This is a genomic window from Sorangium sp. So ce128 (genome assembly GCF_051525245.1).
GTDB classification, from domain to species: Bacteria; Myxococcota_A; Polyangia; order Polyangiales; family Polyangiaceae; genus Sorangium; species Sorangium cellulosum_B.
In genome coordinates this window covers 10757371-10774187 of the sequence record NZ_CP150313.1, presented here as the reverse complement: position 1 = coordinate 10774187, position 16817 = coordinate 10757371, and the positions used below count along the sequence as shown (strand labels likewise).

Annotated in this window: 13 protein-coding genes; 4 read left to right on the top strand and 9 right to left on the bottom strand. The window is 70.8% G+C overall.

All coding sequences use genetic code 11. The annotated features are described in order from the left end of the window. Positions 1 to 5 precede the first annotated feature (5 nt). The 9 genes from WME82_RS40840 to WME82_RS40800 form a co-directional block, all read right to left on the bottom strand. Positions 6 to 1211 (bottom strand): hypothetical protein, encoded by a 1206-nt coding sequence (locus WME82_RS40840; RefSeq protein WP_012240197.1) that lies wholly within the window; start codon positions 1209 to 1211, stop codon positions 6 to 8. Further along, the gene (locus tag WME82_RS40835; RefSeq protein WP_438039731.1) at positions 1208 to 1813 is read right to left on the bottom strand and encodes a c-type cytochrome; all 606 of its coding nucleotides are present in this window, start codon (positions 1811 to 1813) and stop codon (positions 1208 to 1210) included. Before WME82_RS40835 ends, WME82_RS40840 begins: the two co-directional genes overlap by 4 nt. Beyond that, positions 1810 to 2577, bottom strand: coding sequence for a DUF3341 domain-containing protein (locus tag WME82_RS40830; protein WP_438039730.1), 768 nt, complete (start codon positions 2575 to 2577; stop codon positions 1810 to 1812). Before WME82_RS40830 ends, WME82_RS40835 begins: the two co-directional genes overlap by 4 nt. Next, on the bottom strand, positions 2567 to 4000 hold the full coding sequence (gene nrfD / locus WME82_RS40825; RefSeq protein ID WP_437526711.1) for an NrfD/PsrC family molybdoenzyme membrane anchor subunit: 1434 nt from the start codon (positions 3998 to 4000) through the stop codon (positions 2567 to 2569). The genes WME82_RS40830 and nrfD overlap by 11 nt, the downstream gene beginning before the upstream one ends. Next, entirely contained in the window at positions 3997 to 6996 is a 3000-nt protein-coding gene (locus WME82_RS40820; RefSeq protein WP_438039729.1) for a TAT-variant-translocated molybdopterin oxidoreductase, read from the bottom strand. Before WME82_RS40820 ends, nrfD begins: the two co-directional genes overlap by 4 nt. Then, positions 6993 to 7688, bottom strand: a complete 696-nt coding sequence (locus tag WME82_RS40815) for a cytochrome c3 family protein (protein ID WP_437711930.1) — start codon at positions 7686 to 7688, stop codon at positions 6993 to 6995. The genes WME82_RS40820 and WME82_RS40815 overlap by 4 nt, the downstream gene beginning before the upstream one ends. Before the next feature lie 319 nt (positions 7689 to 8007). After that, complete coding sequence (locus WME82_RS40810; RefSeq protein ID WP_437741944.1) at positions 8008 to 8793, bottom strand: phytanoyl-CoA dioxygenase family protein; 786 nt, start codon at positions 8791 to 8793, stop codon at positions 8008 to 8010. Next, positions 8790 to 9785, bottom strand: coding sequence for an aldo/keto reductase (locus tag WME82_RS40805; protein ID WP_438039728.1), 996 nt, complete (start codon positions 9783 to 9785; stop codon positions 8790 to 8792). The genes WME82_RS40810 and WME82_RS40805 overlap by 4 nt, the downstream gene beginning before the upstream one ends. Before the next feature lie 10 nt (positions 9786 to 9795). Further along, positions 9796 to 10038, bottom strand: a complete 243-nt coding sequence (locus tag WME82_RS40800) for a hypothetical protein (protein WP_012240189.1) — start codon at positions 10036 to 10038, stop codon at positions 9796 to 9798. Positions 10039 to 10167: 129 nt separating this feature from the next. Between WME82_RS40800 and WME82_RS40795 the strand changes: the two genes are divergently transcribed. The 4 genes from WME82_RS40795 to WME82_RS40780 all read left to right on the top strand — a co-directional run bounded on the left by WME82_RS40795 (position 10168) and on the right by WME82_RS40780 (position 16806). Further along, a complete protein-coding gene (locus WME82_RS40795; RefSeq protein WP_438039727.1) occupies positions 10168 to 12186 on the top strand; it encodes a SpoIVB peptidase S55 domain-containing protein in 2019 nt (672 codons plus the stop codon). A gap of 54 nt (positions 12187 to 12240) precedes the next feature. Then, positions 12241 to 14346, top strand: coding sequence for a hypothetical protein (locus WME82_RS40790; protein WP_438039726.1), 2106 nt, complete (start codon positions 12241 to 12243; stop codon positions 14344 to 14346). Positions 14347 to 14653: 307 nt separating this feature from the next. Next, complete coding sequence (locus tag WME82_RS40785) at positions 14654 to 15511, top strand: hypothetical protein (RefSeq protein ID WP_438039725.1); 858 nt, start codon at positions 14654 to 14656, stop codon at positions 15509 to 15511. A 98-nt stretch (positions 15512 to 15609) separates the two neighbouring features. After that, the gene (locus WME82_RS40780) at positions 15610 to 16806 is read left to right on the top strand and encodes a metallophosphoesterase (protein ID WP_438039724.1); all 1197 of its coding nucleotides are present in this window, start codon (positions 15610 to 15612) and stop codon (positions 16804 to 16806) included. Positions 16807 to 16817 lie beyond the last annotated feature (11 nt).

Genomic DNA, 16817 nt, shown 5'->3' with positions numbered 1-16817 from the left:
GCTCCTTACGGGTTGTCGATCCGAGCCGCTTCGGCAAGGTGAGGGTCGTTCAGGGGATACAGCGGGCTCTTGGCCGCCTGGAGCGCGAGCATCCAGGCTCCCACGCCCAGCGGGCCGAGCAAGCCGGCGAGGTCGATCCAGCTCAGGTGCGCGCCGTGGTGATCCACGTTCGGCATGACGAGCCAGTAGAGGTCGACGTAGTGCATCACGAGGAGGAGCACCGACGCCGCGCCGAGCACGAGCGGGCTCCGCTTCGCGTGCCGCGACAGGAGGACGAGGAACGGAACGACGAAGTGCCCGAACAGCAGGGCCAGGCTCACGACCTTCCACGAACCCTCCCAGCGGTGCTGGTAGAAGATCGTCTCCTCCGGGATGTTCGCGTACCAGATCAGGATGAACTGCGAGAACGCGATGTAGGCCCAGAAGATCGTGAAACCGAAGAGCAGCTTGCCGATGTCGTGCTGGCGCTCGACGTTGCTCACCTTGCGCAGGAGCCCCGCCTTGTGGAGCGCGATCGTGATCAGCGCGAGCGCCGAGAGGGAGCTCGTGGCCGAGCCGGCGAACACATAGACGCCGAAGATCGTCGAGTACCAGTGCGGGTCGATGCTCATCAGCCAGTCGAACGCCGCGAACGAGATGGTCAGGGCGAAGACGATGACGGCCGGGGCGGCCCCGGCGCGCATCCTCGCGGTGGGCCGGAAATCGGCGCTCTTGTCCTGCGCGCGGGAGGTCTTGATGAACCAGAGCGCGAGGCCCGCCCACGCCGCGAGGAACACCACGGCGCGGATGTAGAAGAACGTCGGGTTCAGGTAGGGCGCCTTCTGGTGGAGCACATGATCGTTCGCCGCGTCGGGCCCCATCCAGTGATGATAGATGTCGTGTGCGAGCACCGCGACCGGGAGGAAGAGCACGATGCAGGCGGGCAGGATGCCGCTCATCCACTCCATGTGGCGGCGCGCGGCCGCCGACCAGCGCGCGCGGGTCAGGTGCTGAATGATCACGAAGAACAGCGCGCCGAGCCCGATCGTCACGAGCCACGTGAAGCCGGTGAGGTACGAGAACGCAAAGCGCTTCGCGTCGGAGACCGCCGCCGCCGCCGAGAGCACCACGCCGACGATCGCCAGCACCATGCTCCCCGAGACGAGACGCTTCGCGACCGCCGGATCGAGGACCTTCGCGTCCTCGGCCAGAGCACTTCCGTGGGACTTCATGGAGTTCCGCTCTCCTTCGCGATGTTGCCCCGCTGGGCCTCGGGCACGTCGTCGACGCGCGCGTGCTGGCTGTGCTGCAGCGCGCGCACCCACGTGACGATCGCCCACCGGTCCTTGACCGGGATCTGCTTCCGATAGGACGGCATGTTGCGCACGCCGTTCGTGATGACGTTGAAGATCTCGCCGTCGGGCAGGCCGAGGGCCCGGTCAGACGCGAGGTCGATGGGGGGCGGGTACCCGCGCTTCACCACCATGCCCTGGCCGCTCCCGCTCTGGTCGTGGCACGGCGCACAGTAGATGTTGAAGCGATCCTGGCCGCGCCGGATCACCGCCTCATCGACGGTGATGGGCGCGAACGCCAGGAACGTCTCGCCGTCCTTGCCGGTGCGGTAGGCCTCGCTCTCGTCGAGCGCTCCCTGCGGCACCGTGCCTTCGACGATCGGCCGCATCGCCCGCCCGTCGGGGAACAGACGGGTGCCCTCTTCGGGCTGGAACTTGGGCTGCCAGTCCATGTCTCCGAAGAGGTGGATCGGCGGATCGCTGCTCGCCTGTCCGCGGCAGCCTGCCAGGACGACGAGGAGGGGAATGCACCAGCGCTTCACGAGGAGACCTCCCGGATGCCCTGGGCGCCGAGGCGCTGGAGGAGGTTGCGCGTCTCCGTGGAGTCGAACTTCGGGTCGCTCGCCTCGACGCTGATGAAGAAGGCGTCGTCGGTCGCCCGCGGGAACGAGGGGTGCGTCATGGTGGGGTGGAACAAGGTGGGCAGGCGCCCGAGCGCGAAGAGCCCGAAGAAGCACGTGAGCGCCGCGAAGAGGACCGTGAGCTCGAAGAAGATGGGGATGAAGGCCTGGTACGAGAACGACGGCTTGCCGCTGATGATGAGCGGATAGTCGTAGTACTGCGTGTACCAGGCGAGCGCGATGGCGCTGGCGAGCCCCGCCGCCCCGCCGCCGAGCACGAGCCACGGCAGCGGAGACGGCTTGAGCCCCATCGCCTTCTCCAGCCCGTGCACGGGGAACGGCGTGTGCGCGTCGAAGCGGCTGTACCCGGCGTCCCGGAGCGCCTCGCACGCGTGGAAGATGTCCTTCGGGGTCGTGAAGAAGCCCATCATCCCGAACAGGGCCGACTCCCCGTCCGCCTCCTGCTCGGCCTTGCGCTCCAGCTTGCGCTCGATCGCGAGCGCGGCCTGACCGTGCGGCCCGCTCTCGCGGGGCTCGTCGTACTCCGCGTCGTCCTCGGGCACGTGGCCCTGCGGCTTGATGTCGGGCTGGCTATCGCGCGCGGAGTCCTTGAGCGCTCGTGCCTCCTCGGCCGAGGCGGGCTTCCCGGAGCGCTTCTGGCGTCGAGCATCGCTGTTACGCTGCATGATGAGCCTCGTCGTTGCTGTGCGAGCCGTGAGGATCGGCCGCCGCCGTGACCCCCTTCACCTCGCTGATCGCGACCATCGGCAGGTAGCGGACGAACAGCAGGAAGAGCGTGAAGAAGAGGCCGAACGAACCGAAGAACGTCGAGATGTCCCAGATGGTCGGGCGGAAGTAGGTCCAGCTCGAGGGGAGGAAGTCGCGGTGGAGGCTCGTCACGATGATGACGAAGCGCTCGAACCACATCCCGATGTTGACCAGGATCGAGATGATGAACATCGCGGGGATGCTGGTGCGCACCTTCTTGAACCAGAAGAGCTGCGGGAAGATCACGTTGCAGCTCACCATGGTCCAGTAGGCCCAGGCGTACGGGCCCAGGATGCGGTTCCGGAAGGCGAACTGCTCGTAGCCGTTGCCGCTGTACCAGGCGATGAAGAGCTCCATCCCGTACGCGTACCCGACCATGGTGCCGGTCGCGACGATGACCTTGTTCATGTTCTCGAGGTGCCGCATCGTGATGAGCCCCTCGAGACCGAACGCCTTGCGCGCGAACACCATCAGCGTGACGACCATCGCGAACCCGCTGAAGATGGCGCCCGCGACGAAGTACGGCGGGAAGATCGTCGTGTGCCATCCGGGGACGATCGAGACGGCGAAGTCGAACGACACGATCGTGTGCACGCTGAGCACGAGCGGCGTCGAGAGCCCGGCGAAGATCAGGTAGGCCTTCTCGTAGTGGAGCCAGTGGCGGTGCGAGCCGCGCCAGCCGAGGCAGAGGATCCCGAAGACGATCTGCTTCGTCCGGGTCGTGGCCCGGTCGCGGATCGTGGCGAGATCGGGGATGAGCCCGACGAACCAGAAGAGGGTCGAGACCGTCGCGTACGTCGAGACGGCGAACACGTCCCAGAGCAGCGGGCTCTTGAAGTTCGGCCAGATGCTCATCTGGTTCGGGATCGGGAACAGCCAGTGGGCGAACCAGATCCGGCCCAGGTGGGCCACCGGGTAGATGGCGGCGCACGCGACCGCGAAGATCGTCATCGCCTCCGCGGCGCGGTTGATGCTCGTCCTCCACTTCTGGCGGAAGAGGAAGAGGATGGCGCTGATCAGCGTGCCGGCGTGGCCGATACCGACCCAGAACACGAAGCCGGTGATGTCCCACGCCCAGTTGACCGTGGTGTTCAGCCCCCAGATACCGATACCGGTACCGACGAGGTGAACGAGCGAGCCGGCGAGGATGAAGAGGATGCTGATGGCAAGGCACAGCAGGACGAGCCACCCGGGGGGGCGCTTGCTGAGGACGATGCCCGAGATCTTGTCGGTGAGGGAACGGAAGTCGTCCTTCCCCTGCACGAGGGGCGCCTCGTCCAAGAGGGCGGCGCGGTCCGAGAGCCGGGGGTGGTCGACCTGGAGGGGTGCTGTGGCGCTCATGCGTCGGCGAGCTCCGGGTTCTTGTTGCGGATCTTGGCGAGGTAGGTGACCCGCGGCTTGGTGTTGATCTCGTCCAGCAATCTGTAACCGCGCGGGCTAGCGGCCGTCGCGGCCACCTGGCTCTTGGGGTCGTCGAGGTCGCCGAAGACGATGGCCTGCGTCGGGCAAGCGCCCTGGCACGCGGTCACGACCTCGCCGTCCTTGATGTGCTCCCGCCCCTCTCGCTTGGCGTCGATCTTGGCGTGGTTGATCCGCTGCACGCAGAAGGTGCACTTCTCCATGACGCCCCGCGATCGGACGGTGACGTTGGGGTTGAACTGCATCTTCCGCTCCTCCGAGTCCGGCTGGTTGTACTCGAGGAAGTTGAAGCGACGGACCTTGTAAGGGCAGTTGTTGGCGCAGTACTTCGTGCCGACGCACCGGTTGTACGCCATGTCGTTCAGCCCCTCGGGGCTGTGCGTCGTGGCGGCGACCGGGCAGACCTGCTCGCACGGCGCGTTCTCGCAGTGCTGGCAGGGGAGCGGCTGCGAGATGCTCTCCGGCTCGTTCGGGTCCGTGCCCTGGAAGTAGCGGTCGATCCGGAGCCAGTGCATCTCGCGGGTCTGCCGCACGCCGTCGGCGCCGACGACCGGGATGTTGTTCTCGGCCTGGCAGGCGACGACGCACGCGTTGCAGCCGAGGCAGGCGTTGAGATCGATGGTCATGCCCCAGGCGTGCCCCTGCCGCCGGTTCGGCTCCTTGAACAGGCTGAGGAGCGGCGGTACGTGGACCTGCTTCTGGGCGAACTCCGCGTCCTTCTGGAACTCGGCGAGCGTCCCCTCGCGCGCGAGCGGGCGGCCCTCCATCACGAAGTGCTCCTGGGTGCGCGCGAGCTCGACGACCTCGCCGGTCTTCTCCAGCGAGAAGCCGCCGGCGAGCTCGAAGGCGTCGCTCTTGCGCAGCGGGGTCGTGTCGACGCCGACGCCATGGCCGACCCGGAGCTTCGCGCGCCGCCCCTGGCCGACGGTGATGCCCACCGAGTCGTCCGCCTGCCCCGGCGCGACGAGGACGGGGATCCGCACCGACGCGCCGCTGCCCGTCAGCGTCACGACGTCGCCGTCCTTCAGGCCGAGCCGCGCCGCCGTCGAGGGCGAGAGGTTCGCGGCGCTGCCCCAGGTGAGCTTCGTCATCGGGTGGGGCAGCTCCTGGAGCCACCCGTTGTTCGCGAACCGGCCGTCCCACGCGTGCACGTCGGGCCGGAAGGTCACCTCCAGGCCCTCGCCCACGGCGGGCGCGAACGCGCGCAGCGCCTCGATCGCGCTCTGCGCCGCGGCGGCCACCTGCTCGTCCGCGAGCTGGGTCCCCGCGACGAGGCCGTCGTGCAGCGCGCGGCGGAAGTCGTCCTCGGTGCGCTTCGCGCCCTCGGCGGTCAGCCAGGTCGCCCGCACCAGGTCGTACGCCGTCCGCGAGCCGCCGAGCAGGAGCTCGATGACCTCGGCGTCGGTCCTGCCGCCGAAGAGCGGCGCGATGAGCGGCTGCGCGATGCTGGCCGTCCCGTCCTCCGCCCGCACGTCGCTCCACGACTCCAGCGGGTGGGCGCGGTTCAGGTGCCAGCGGGTGCGCTCGCTCGTCTCGTCGACGTGCGTCGAGACGTGCACGCTCACGGGCACCTTGGCGAGCGCGTCGGCGAAGCGCGCGTCCGCGGGCGCGTCGAAGGCCGGGTTGCCGCCCAGGATGATCAGCGTCTCGACCTCGCCCTTCTCGATGGAGCGCGCGAGCTCGACGAGCGCCTCGGGGCCCTCGCGCGAGTCGTCGAAGGGCGCGACGAGCCGGACCGCCTTGCCCGTGTTGTCGAGCGCGAGGTTGATGAGGTGCACGAGCCCGTGGACCTCCTTCGGCAGCGAGCGCCCGGCCACGACCGCGCCCTGACCCCGGTTGGCGACGAGGTCGGCGGCGATGGCGGCGACGTGCCGGGTCGCCTTGGCGTCGAGCCCTTCCGATTTGCCCTCGAGCGCGTTGAGCAGCTGCGGGTCGAGCGCGACCCCGCGCTTGCCGAGCTCGGTCGCGAGGGCGAAGGTGAAGGCGGGGATCTTGCGGCTCTGGATGCGGAGCCGGTGATCCGCGGCCGCGCCGGTGATCGTGAAGGTGCTCTCGACGGAGTAGAGGCGGTTCATCGCCTTCGGGTCCTTGTCGACCGCGCGGCCCGCCGTGAACGCGCGCCCCTGCTTGAGCGGGCTGCCGTCGGAGGCGAACAGGTCGGCGTCGATCGCGACGATCACGCGCGCCTTCGTCAGGTCGAGCGTGGTCTCGAGCGGCTTGCCGAACGCGAGCCGCGCGCCCTCACGCGCGGCGTCGCGCGAGAAGGGCTCGTACCGGACGACGCGCGCCTCCGGCAGCGTCTTGCGGAGATCGGCGAGGCGCGCGGCCAGCGTCGGCGACCGGTGCGCCTCGGTCAGGATCGTGAGCCCCTTGCCGCCGCGGCCGCGGAGCTTGTCGCCCTCGGTGCGGAGGAACGCCGCGGCGTCGTCCCACGACTTTTCGGTCGCGCCCTCGCGCGGCGACTTGCTGCGATCGGGATCGTAGAGGTCGAGGATCGTGGCCTGGATGTAGAGCGTGGTCCCGCCGACGCTCTCGGGGTGCTTCGGGTTGCCCTCAATCTTGGTGGGCCGTCCCTCGTGGCTCTCGACGATGACGCCGAAGGCCGTGCCCATCATCGGGAGCGCCGTCGCGAAGAACAGCGGCTTGCCCGGGATGACCTCCTCCGGGGTCCGCGAGTACGGCAGGATCTGCTCGACAGGCCGGCGGCAGCCCACGAGGCCACCGAGCGCGAGCGACGCGCCCATGAGGCTCAGGAACGTGCGCCGCCCCACGCCCTCCGGCGGCTCGAACGCGGCCGGCGGGAACTCGCGCCCGAGCGCGTCGACGAAGTCGGGCGAGCCGGAGAGCTCGTCCAAGCTGCGCCAGTAGGTCTTTCCAGAGAGGTCCTGGGCGAGGGGGAGTGGAGTTCGTTTACTCATCGGTGGCACCCCGAGCAATGAAGCGGCGCCTGCACCTGCCGCCCGGAGGAAGTGACCGCTGGCACGCGATCGTTGTAAGGCTCGTGGCTCGCGGGGATGCCGGCGCCCGCCATGGCGGCCGTCGCGGGTGCCATATCCATCTTGGTGACGTCGGCGGGATTGCGGAGGTTGGGCCCCGGATTGCGGTGGCAGTCCAGACACCATCCCATCGAGAGCGGCTGGACCTGCCGGACCTTGTGCATCTGGTCCACGCGGCCGTGGCAGCTCACGCAGCCGACCCCTGCGGCCAGGTGGGCCGAGTGGTCGAAATAGGCGTAGTCGGGAAGGTTGTGGACGCGCACCCAGGGGATGGGTTGATCCGTCGCCCAGCTCTCCTGCACGAGGAGGAGCTTTTCGCTGTCCCGCCGCACCTTGGCATGACAGTTCATGCACGTCTCGGTGGGGGGAACCGCGGCGAAGCTGGATACCTCTACTGTGCTGTGACAGTAGCGGCAGTCGATGCCGAGGTCGCCGGCGTGCAGCTTGTGGGAATAGTCAACCGGTTGATCCGGCTGATACCCGACCTCGAGGTGTTTGTTGGTACCGTAGTACCAGAATCCGCCGATCACAGCGGCGCCGAGGGGCAGGACTCCGAAGAGCAGCCCCAGCGGAACCACTTTGTTGGCCCATCGTGGGAACAGGAACCGAGCCATAGGGTTGTGGTGGGCGTCGGAGGGACGCGCGGGCGCAGTTATGGCTTGCTGGCGGGGTGCGACAAGACGGCAAAGTGCCGCGTGACTGCGGCAGATTGCCGCTGTGGGTAATTGAGGCTCCACGCCGCGGCAGGTCGCCGCGGGGGCGCGGCAAGTTGCCGCGGGTGCAAGCGTCCGTCCTTACGACACGGTGGCGAACTGGATGCGACACCGGATCGAAAAATTCTCGAAACGTCGACGCCGGCCGAGGAACGTTCCGGGGAAGCCAGGGGACGAGCGAGGGGCCGCCGACCGTGCCGAGGCCGCCTGCCCGGGGAGCTCAGAACACCGGCGTGAACGTGCGTGGTGCCTTCTTTTTCCTGAGGCAGCGGGTCGCCCTGCTGATGTAGCAGACGGTGAACGCTCGCCTCGGCTGGCCGCTCCGGTTCACGGCGGAGCAGTGCCAGAGGTAGTTGTGGATCAGCAGGGCCTCGCCCGCGCGCGCCGGCAGCGCGATCTTGCGGGCGTCCGCGTCGGCCGCGTGCACGCGGTCGCTCGGAATGACGCCGCCGAGCGGCGTCGCGAGCCCGTCGATGTGGCTGCCTTCCAGCACCTCCACGCAGCCGCCGCCGGCGGGCGCGTCGTCGAGCGCGGTCCAGATCTGCAGCTCGGGGTCGCGATCGAGCCCCCAGTAGCTGCCGCCGTCCTGGTGCCAGGGCAGCGGCGTCCCTCCGGACGCGGCCTTGTTGAAGAGCACGGCCCGGTAGATGGAGACCTCTCCGTCGATGAGCGCGCGCGCGATCCTCTCGAAGAGCGGGTTCTCGATCCAGGCGAGGAACAGCGGGTCCTTCTCGAGCTTCTCGAGCTTCCGGTACGACGTGCTCGGCCCCTGGTAGCCCTTGCCGTACGGCAGATCCTCGTAGCGGCCCGACGCCGCGTCGTGCTGGAAGAAGAGCCCGGGGTACGTGACGCGCCCGAGCATCAGGTCATCCGAGCGCGCGCGCAGCGCCGCGAGCCCCGCGTCGGTCATCACGCGCCCGAGGCGGGCGTGGCCGCGGGCGGCGTAGTCGGCCAGGGGGCCCGCGAGATCGAGGTCCCTGGCCCCGGGCAGCAGGAGCTCGATCATCGCGCGTAGCTCGCGTCGGTGCCCAGGTGATCGCGGTAGAGCGCGTCCATGCGTCGCGCCGCCTCCTCCGAGAGCGGGCGCCCGACGGCGTCGGCCGCCGCGTCGAGGTGCTCTGCCCGGACCGGGCCGACCAGGATGGAATCGACGACGTCCCGCCCCGCGAGCCAGGCGTACGACAGCGAGAGCAGGCTCATTCCTTCGTCCGCCGCCACCGCGGCGTAGCCGGCCGCGAGCTCGAACATGCGCCTGCTCCAGTACCGGCGCTGGTAGACGCCGTTGCGCTCGAAGCGCGAGCCCGCCTGCGTCGCCTCCGGCCCCGCGTGCCGCCCCGTCAAGAGCCCGCCGGCGAGCGGGTTGTACACCGCGGTGGCCAGCGCGTACCGCCGCGCGAAGGCGGCGTACTCGACGTCGAGCTGGCGGATCAGCGCGTTGTAGAGCACCTGAGAGACGGCGGGGCGCGGCTTCCCGACGGCGTCGCGGCGCGCGATGATCTCCAGGATCTGCCACGACGCGAAGTTGCTGATCCCGTACTGCAGGATCTTCCCCTGCTCGAGCAGGGCGTCGATCGCCGACAGCGTCTCCTCGATGGGCGTCTCCGGGTCCGGCGCGTGGAGATAGCAGACGTCGACCCGGTCGGTGCCGAGGCGCGCGAGGCTCTCTTCGACGGCGCGGATCACGCGCTCGCGCCCGAGGCCCTCGGGCCTGCCCCGGACGCGGCGCAGGCCGACCTTGGTGGCGATCTGCGCCTCGGCCCGGCGGCCCCGGAGCGCCCGGCCGAGGATCCGCTCGGACGCGCCGTCCTGGTAGAGGTTCGCCGTGTCGAACGCGGTGATCCCTCGCTCGAGCGCGCGCAGGGTGATGCGCTCGGCCTCCTCGGGCGGCGTGCGGCCGCCGAAGTTCATCGTGCCGACGAGGATCGCGGGCGGCGCGCCCGGGCGCCGCTTCGCCGTCATTTCCGCCCTCACGTCGTCAGCCTTCACGTCAGGCGCCACGCCCTGCTCCTCACGCCCGCGCGACGAGGAGCGCGAGCACGTACACGATCAGCCATACAAGCCACAGGGTGCTCGTCCGCCGCCACCCCAGCCGGAAGCCGTACATCGGCGCGAGCGGCGGCACCACCAGCGCGACGAGCCCGCGCCAGCGGGGCTGGCTCCGGAGCGCGAGCCGCGCGGCCAGCGCGACGTGGGTGGTCACCCAGGCGGCGAACGAAAGGACGAGCGTCGCGGTCGCCGCGATATCCTTCACGGGGCGAAGCCTAGCGTCGCCGGCGCGCCCCGCCTCTGGAAAACGGCGACCCTGGGCAGCGCGGCGACCTCCCGGCGCGGCCCGAGCCCCCGCTCTGTCGCGCTACCAAATCCGGGCTAAGCTTGGCCCGTGCCTCTGCGCAACATGCCGTGGTTTCGTCCGGATTCCTTCCTCACAGCGCGCGCCGCCCCGCTCGCGACCCGCAGCGCGAGGGCGATCGCGGGCGCCGCCCGCGCCCTCGTCGACCGCGACGGCCGCCTCATCCCCCTGAGCCTGCTCGCCGGCGCGGCGTGCAGCGTCGCCGTCGGCGTCGGCGCGGCCCAGGCGATCTCCGCTCCGCCCGATACGTTGCCGCTCTCCGAGGTGAAGCCGGGCATGAAGGGGTATGGCCTCACCGTCTTCTCCGGCACCACGCCCGAGAAGTTCGACGTCGAGGTCATCTCGACGCTCCGCAATTTCCGGCCGAACCAGGACCTCGTCCTCGTCAAGACGCAGCACCCGCGCCTCGAGGTCGCCCGCACCGTGGCGGGGATGAGCGGCAGCCCGATCTACCTGAACGGCAAGATGATCGGCGCCTACGCGTACGGCTGGCTCTTCGGCGCGGAGGCGATCGCCGGCGTCACCCCGATCAAGTCGATGCTCGACGAGCTCGCGCGGCCGCTCCCGCGCGGGATCGCCCCGAAGGTCGGCGGCCCGCTGCCCGCCCCGGTGAGCCGCGCCGGCGGAGCGCCGCCGCCGCGCGCCGCCGCGCCGGCCCGCCTGCACGGGAGCCGCGGCTTCCTGGGGGCCGTCGACGCCTACGACCTCGCCGGCCACGCCAGCCAGATCGCCGCGCGCGTCGCGCCGTCGCTCTCCCCGCCCGAGTCGACGGGCCTCGCGCGCGCCTCGACGCCGGTGATGCTCGGCGGGCTCGGCGGGACGTCGCTGCGCATCGCGAGCGATCTGCTCGGCCCCATGGGGCTCGATCCGATGCAGGCCGGCGGCGGCTCGTCCGCGAGCCCGGAGCCGGGCGCGCCGACCAAGTACGTCGACGGGGGGGCGATCGGCGTCGAGCTCGTGCGCGGCGACATCTCCGCGATGGGCATCGGCACGGTCACGCGCGTGTCGGGCGACAAGCTGGTCGCGTTCGGCCACCCGATGATGAACGGCGGCGTCACGAACCTCCCCGCCGCGATCGCGCGGGTCCACTGGATCCTCGCGAGCCAGAACCGGAGCTTCAAGATCGGCGAGGCGGTGCGGCCTCTGGGCACGCTGGTGAACGATCGGCAGGCCGCGATCGTCGTCGACAGCTCGGCGAAGGCGCCGGTCTTCCCGATGCGCGTCCAGATCGACGGCGTGGAGGGCGCGCCGCACCCGACGTGGAACGTCGAGGTCGCGCACGATCAGTTCCTCGCGCCCGCCTTCGTCTCGATGGCCGTCGGCAACGCCGTCGAGGCGACGACGGCCGAGCGGCGGGACATGACCTGGCGGGCGGTGAGCCAGGTGAAGATCGGGCGCTACGGCGCCATCTCGCTGGTCGACTTCGGCGCCGGCAACGGCACCCCGCTCAGCAGCGACGATTTCGTCCGCAGCCGGCTCGTCCGGGCGATGGGGGCCCTGCTCAACAACCCCTGGGAGGACGTCTCGATCGAGCGCGTCGACACCCGCGTGAAGGTCACCTTCGATCGCGAGGTCGTGCTGCTGCGCGGCGCGAAGGTGCTCGAGCCGGAGATCGAGGCGGGCGCGCCCGCGCGGATCCGCCTGGATCTCCAGCCTCATCAGGGCCCCATCGAGTCGCGCGTCATCGAGGTGCCGGTGCCGCGCGAGCTCGCCGGCAGCCAGGTGGACATCGATCTCGCGCCCGGCTACGAGGTGGAGCGCCCGATGGCGACCCCGAACAACGTCGCCGAGCTCGTGGCGATGCTGCCGAGCCAGACCCACGACGCGGAGAGCGTCGTCGCGACGTTCCGGCTCCGGGAGAACGGCGCGGCGTACCGCGGCAAGGTCGCCTCGCGGCTCCCCCCGGGCGCGATGGACACGCTGCGCCCGAGCTCCGCATCCGACGCGCCCGAGACCTTCGGCGCGCAGGTGCAGGTGCCGGTGTCCCTCAAGCGCTTCCTGGTCGGGAAAGACTCCGTGAGCGTCACGGTCCGGCCTATCCTCCGCTGAGCCCGCCGGTCTCCCGCCTCCCTCTCTTCCCTGACCCCCTCCATCTTGCGACCCATGAGCACAGAGCGCTCTTCTGCCCATTCCCGATCGCCTCACCCTCACGCCGTCCCCTCTCCGCGCAGGCTCCTCGCCGCCGCCGTCGCCGCCGTGGGGCTCGTGGCGCTGCCGGCCCACGCGGTGGGCACGCGCAGCTTCGAGCTCCGATCGCTCGAGGACCTGAAGGGCGGGGATCTCACCGGCGTCAGCGTGGACTCGAACGGCGCCGTGCGCGCCGGGCTGACGCTCGGCGCAACACCGCTGCCCGACGCGACGTCCATCTGGAGCTCCGTGGTGCTGCCGGACGGGACGGTGCTGCTCGGCACGGGCAACGAGGGGAAGATCTACAGCGTCTCGGGCGGCCGGGTCGCGCTCGTGGCCACGACCGGGCAGATGGCGGTCAGCGCGCTCGCGCTCGCGTTCGATGGCGACGTCATCGCGGGGACCTTCCCCGAGGGCAAGCTCTTCCGCCTGCCGCGCGGCGCGGGCAACGGCGGTCCGGCGAAGGTCTTCGCCGAGCTCCCCGACACCGAGGACGTGTGGGGCCTCGCGTACGATCCCAGGGCGAAGGCGCTCTACGCGGCGACCGGCTCGGAGGGGAAGCTGTTCCGCGTCGACGCCGCGGGCAAGGCCCAGGTGTACTTCGACAGCGACGAGCCGCACCTCATGTGCGTCGCCGTCGGGGACGACGGCGCCGTCTACGCCGGCTCGAACGGCAAGGCGCTCCTCTACAAGCTCACGGCGCCCGGGCGCGCGACCGTGCTCTACGACTTCGACGCCGACGACGTGAAGGCCATCGCCGTCGCGCCGGGCGCGAAGGGCGGCGCGATCTACGCGATCGCCAACAAGTACGCCGAGGCGTTCGCCCCCCCGAAGCGCAACCGGAGCGGGCCGCCGTCGCCGCAGCCGGCGCGCGCGCAGAAGCCCGGCAAGGGCGTGCTCATGCGCTTCGATCGGAGCGGCGTCGCCGAGAAGATGATGAGCGACGACGACACCCACTACGTCTCGCTCGGCCTCGGCGACGACCTGACGCCGTACGTCGGGACCGGCGCGGAAGGCCAGCTCTACACCGTGAGCGACAACCACGTCGCGCGGCTCGTCGCCGACACCGACGAGCGCCAGGTCGGCGCCTTCCTGATGGCGGGGCGGCGCAGGTTCGTCGCGACCACCGACCCCGCGGTCTTCCACGAGGTGAAGGGCGTCGGCGGCGCCGAGGCGGTGTGGACGAGCAAGGTGCTCGACGCCGGGCTGCGGGCCACGTTCGGGCGCCTTTCGTGGCGCTCCGACGGCGCGCTGGAGCTCGAGACCCGGAGCGGAAACACCGACGCGCCGGACGGCACCTGGAGCCCGTGGTCCACAGCGCTCGCCGCGCCGGGCGACGTGAAGAGCCCGCCGGCGCGCTTCGCGCAGATCCGCGCGCGCTGGCGCCGCGATCCGGGCGCGGTGCTCCGCGAGGTGAAGCTCTCGTTCGTCACCGACAACGCGCGCGCCGTGGTCACGTCGATCGAGGCCGCGCCGAAGGGGCAGACGAAGCCCTCTCGATCGAGCCTCCCGCCATCGGGCGGGGAGGCGCCGAAGCCCGTGAGCGCGCTCCAGCTGACATGGAAGGTCGACAATCCAGACCAGGACGACCTCCGCTACCGCCTCTCCTACCGGATGGAGGGGCAGTCGACCTGGCGCAGCCTGCTGAAGCCGGGCGAGAGGGTGACGCGCGCCGAGCACGTATGGGACACGACCGCGCTTCCCGAAGGCGAGTACCGCATCCTCGTCGAGGCGAGCGACGAGCTGGCGAACCCGCCCGAGCGCACGCTGCGCCACAGCCTCGAGTCGGGAACCGTCCTTGTCGACAACACGCCGCCGGTGTTCCGGGCGCTCGCGCTGCAGGGGCGCCGGCTCACGGGCGAGGTCGCGGACGGCCTCGGTCCGGTCGCGCGCATCGAGGTCTCGATCGCGGGCCTGGAGGAGTGGCGGCCCATCTTCCCGAGCGACGGCGTCTTCGACGAGGCCGCCGAGCCGTTTGAGGCGGATCTCGGCGCGATCGTGCCGCCGGGCGCGCACCTGCTCGCGGTGCGCGCCTATGACAGCGCGGGCAACGTGGTCACCCGCGACATCGAGGCGCGGTAGGCGCCATCACTCACCGTCCCGCGGGGCCCGGCGCTCAGCGCGACATGGGCGTCATGCTTGGGCCAGGGGCGCCCGCAGGCGAGGCGCGCCCGTGTCCGCGGCGCGCAGCACGGCGGCGTCCCGACCCAGGTTGCGGTCGGCATCCAGGCGACGACACACCGAATCGGCACATTCTGTGAATGCAGGAGGCGACATGATACGCTCATTCCGCTTGTGCTTTTCTGGTGGTCCTGGAATGAGCTCACACCACGCCCGTCTGCTTTCTGGCCTCGTGGCGGCCTGGGTTTTCGCGCTCTCCGCGTGCTCGATGGATGACGCCTCGGCGGGTGGGTACGAAGACGGCGGGGCGGCGTTCGGGAGTGGGGGAGGCGAGGGCGCGTCGACCCAATCGGGTGGCAGCCCTCCGCCCGCGAGCGGCAGCGCCAGCGGCAACGGTGGTGCCGGCGGCGTCGTGAACGAGGACGTCAACATCCCGGCGGCTCCGGAGGCGCAGGATCCCTACACCCGCTTCGCTTACCTGTGCGGCGATGGCTGCACCCCAGGCGGCGAGCCGACCGAGTGCTCGTCGGACGGCGGCGCGGGCACAGGGACGGGGCTCCCTGCCGCGCAGACGCTGCACTGCCAGCTCGTGCTCGACGACGGCGATGCGATCCCGAGCTGCCAGCCGGCGGGCCGCTTCGACGCAGGCGGCCCTTGTCACAGCGGCGCCGATTGCGCGGCTGGTCTGGGGTGCGTGGCAGCCGACGGGGAGGGCGGCGTGTGCCGGCAGTACTGCTGTGGTCACGTCGAGAGCTGCGCGGCGGGGACGTACTGCGACGAGCGACCGATGGCCGAGTCGGCCGTCGAGGCGAGCGCTCCGGTCCCGATACCCGTCTGTGTTCCCGCGATGAACTGCGAGCTCTTGAACGACAGCGTGTGCCCGACGGGCCTCACCTGCACGATCGTCCGCGAGGATGGGACGACGAGCTGCGTGGTGCCCGGCGAGGGGCGGGCCGACGAGCGTTGCCCGTGCGCGCCCGGCTTCGTGTGTTCGATGCTGACGAACCAGTGCAAGCAGCTCTGCCGGATCGACAGCAGGGCGCCGGAATGCGGCGCAGGCGCCAAGTGCCAGGGCGGCAGCGCGATCTACCCCGCCGGGTTCGGCGTGTGCGTGAGCACGTCGTAGCCGCCGTCCGCCCGTCGCTCCGTTAAGAAATGTTGTCGAGCCTGGCTCCGGCGTGGATCGGAGCGGCGGGCGCGCGCCGCCGTGGTCATGCTGGACGCGTGCAGCGGCCTCTTCTCTCCTTCGTCGTCTTCATCGCTGTCTTCAGCGCCATCGTGGCAGGCGTCCACTACTACCTCTGGCAGCGCCTGATCCGCGCGCCCGAGCTCGGCCCGCTCTGGCACCGCGTCGGCAGCGTGGCCCTGGTGGTGCTCGCGTCGCTGGTGCCCCTCGGCCTCTTGCTCACCCGCGCGCTGCCCCGGCACATCGCTGGCGTCGTCGCCGGCGTCGTCTACACGTGGGTCGGGCTCGCCGTCCTGCTCTTCTTCCTCCTGCTCACCTCCGAGTTCGTCCGCCTCGGCGCCCACGGCGTCACCGCGCTGCTGCACCAGCCGCTCGACGGCGAGCGCCGCACCTTCCTCTCGCGCGCCCTCGCGGGCGCGGCCGGAGCGCTCGCCATGGGCTTCGGCGTCGCCGGCGCCGCGAGCGCCCTCGGCGAGGTCGCCGTCCGCCCGGTGCGCGTCCGCTTGCGCCGCCTCCCCGCGGCCATGTCGGGCTTTCGCGTGGTTCAGCTGACCGACCTCCACATCGGCCCGACGATCGGCCGGGCCTGGCTCGAGCGCGTCGTCGCGCGCGTGAACGCGCTCGAGCCGGATCTCATCGCGATCACGGGCGATCTCGTCGACGGCTCCGTGGAAGAGCTCCGCGAGCACACCGCGCCGCTCGCCGATCTGCGCGCCAGGCACGGGGTCTTCTTCGTGACGGGCAACCATGAGTACTACTCCGGCGCCGAGGCGTGGATCGCGGAGCTCCGCCGGCTCGGCGTGACGGTGCTGCGCAACGAGCGTGTCTCGATCGGCGACGGCGAGCACGGCTTCGACCTGGCCGGCGTGGACGACTGGAGCTCCCGCGGCATGGGCCGCGGCCATGGCCCCGACCTCGCACGCGCGCTCGCGGGGCGGGACCCTTCTCGCGAGCTCGTGCTGCTCGCGCACCAGCCCAAGCAGATCCTGGAGGCCGCGGAGCGGGGCGTGGGCCTGCAGCTCAGCGGCCACACCCACGGTGGCCAGATCTTCCCGTGGAACTTCTTCGTGCGGCTCGACCAGCCCTACGTGGCCGGGCTGTCCTCGCACGGCGACAGCCAGATCTACGTGAGCCGCGGCACGGGCTACTGGGGGCCGCCGATGCGCGTCGGCGCGCCGTCCGAGATCTCGCTGATCGAGCTCGAAGGCGCCGCCGCGGCGGAGGCCGTGGCGTGACCCGACCGGGC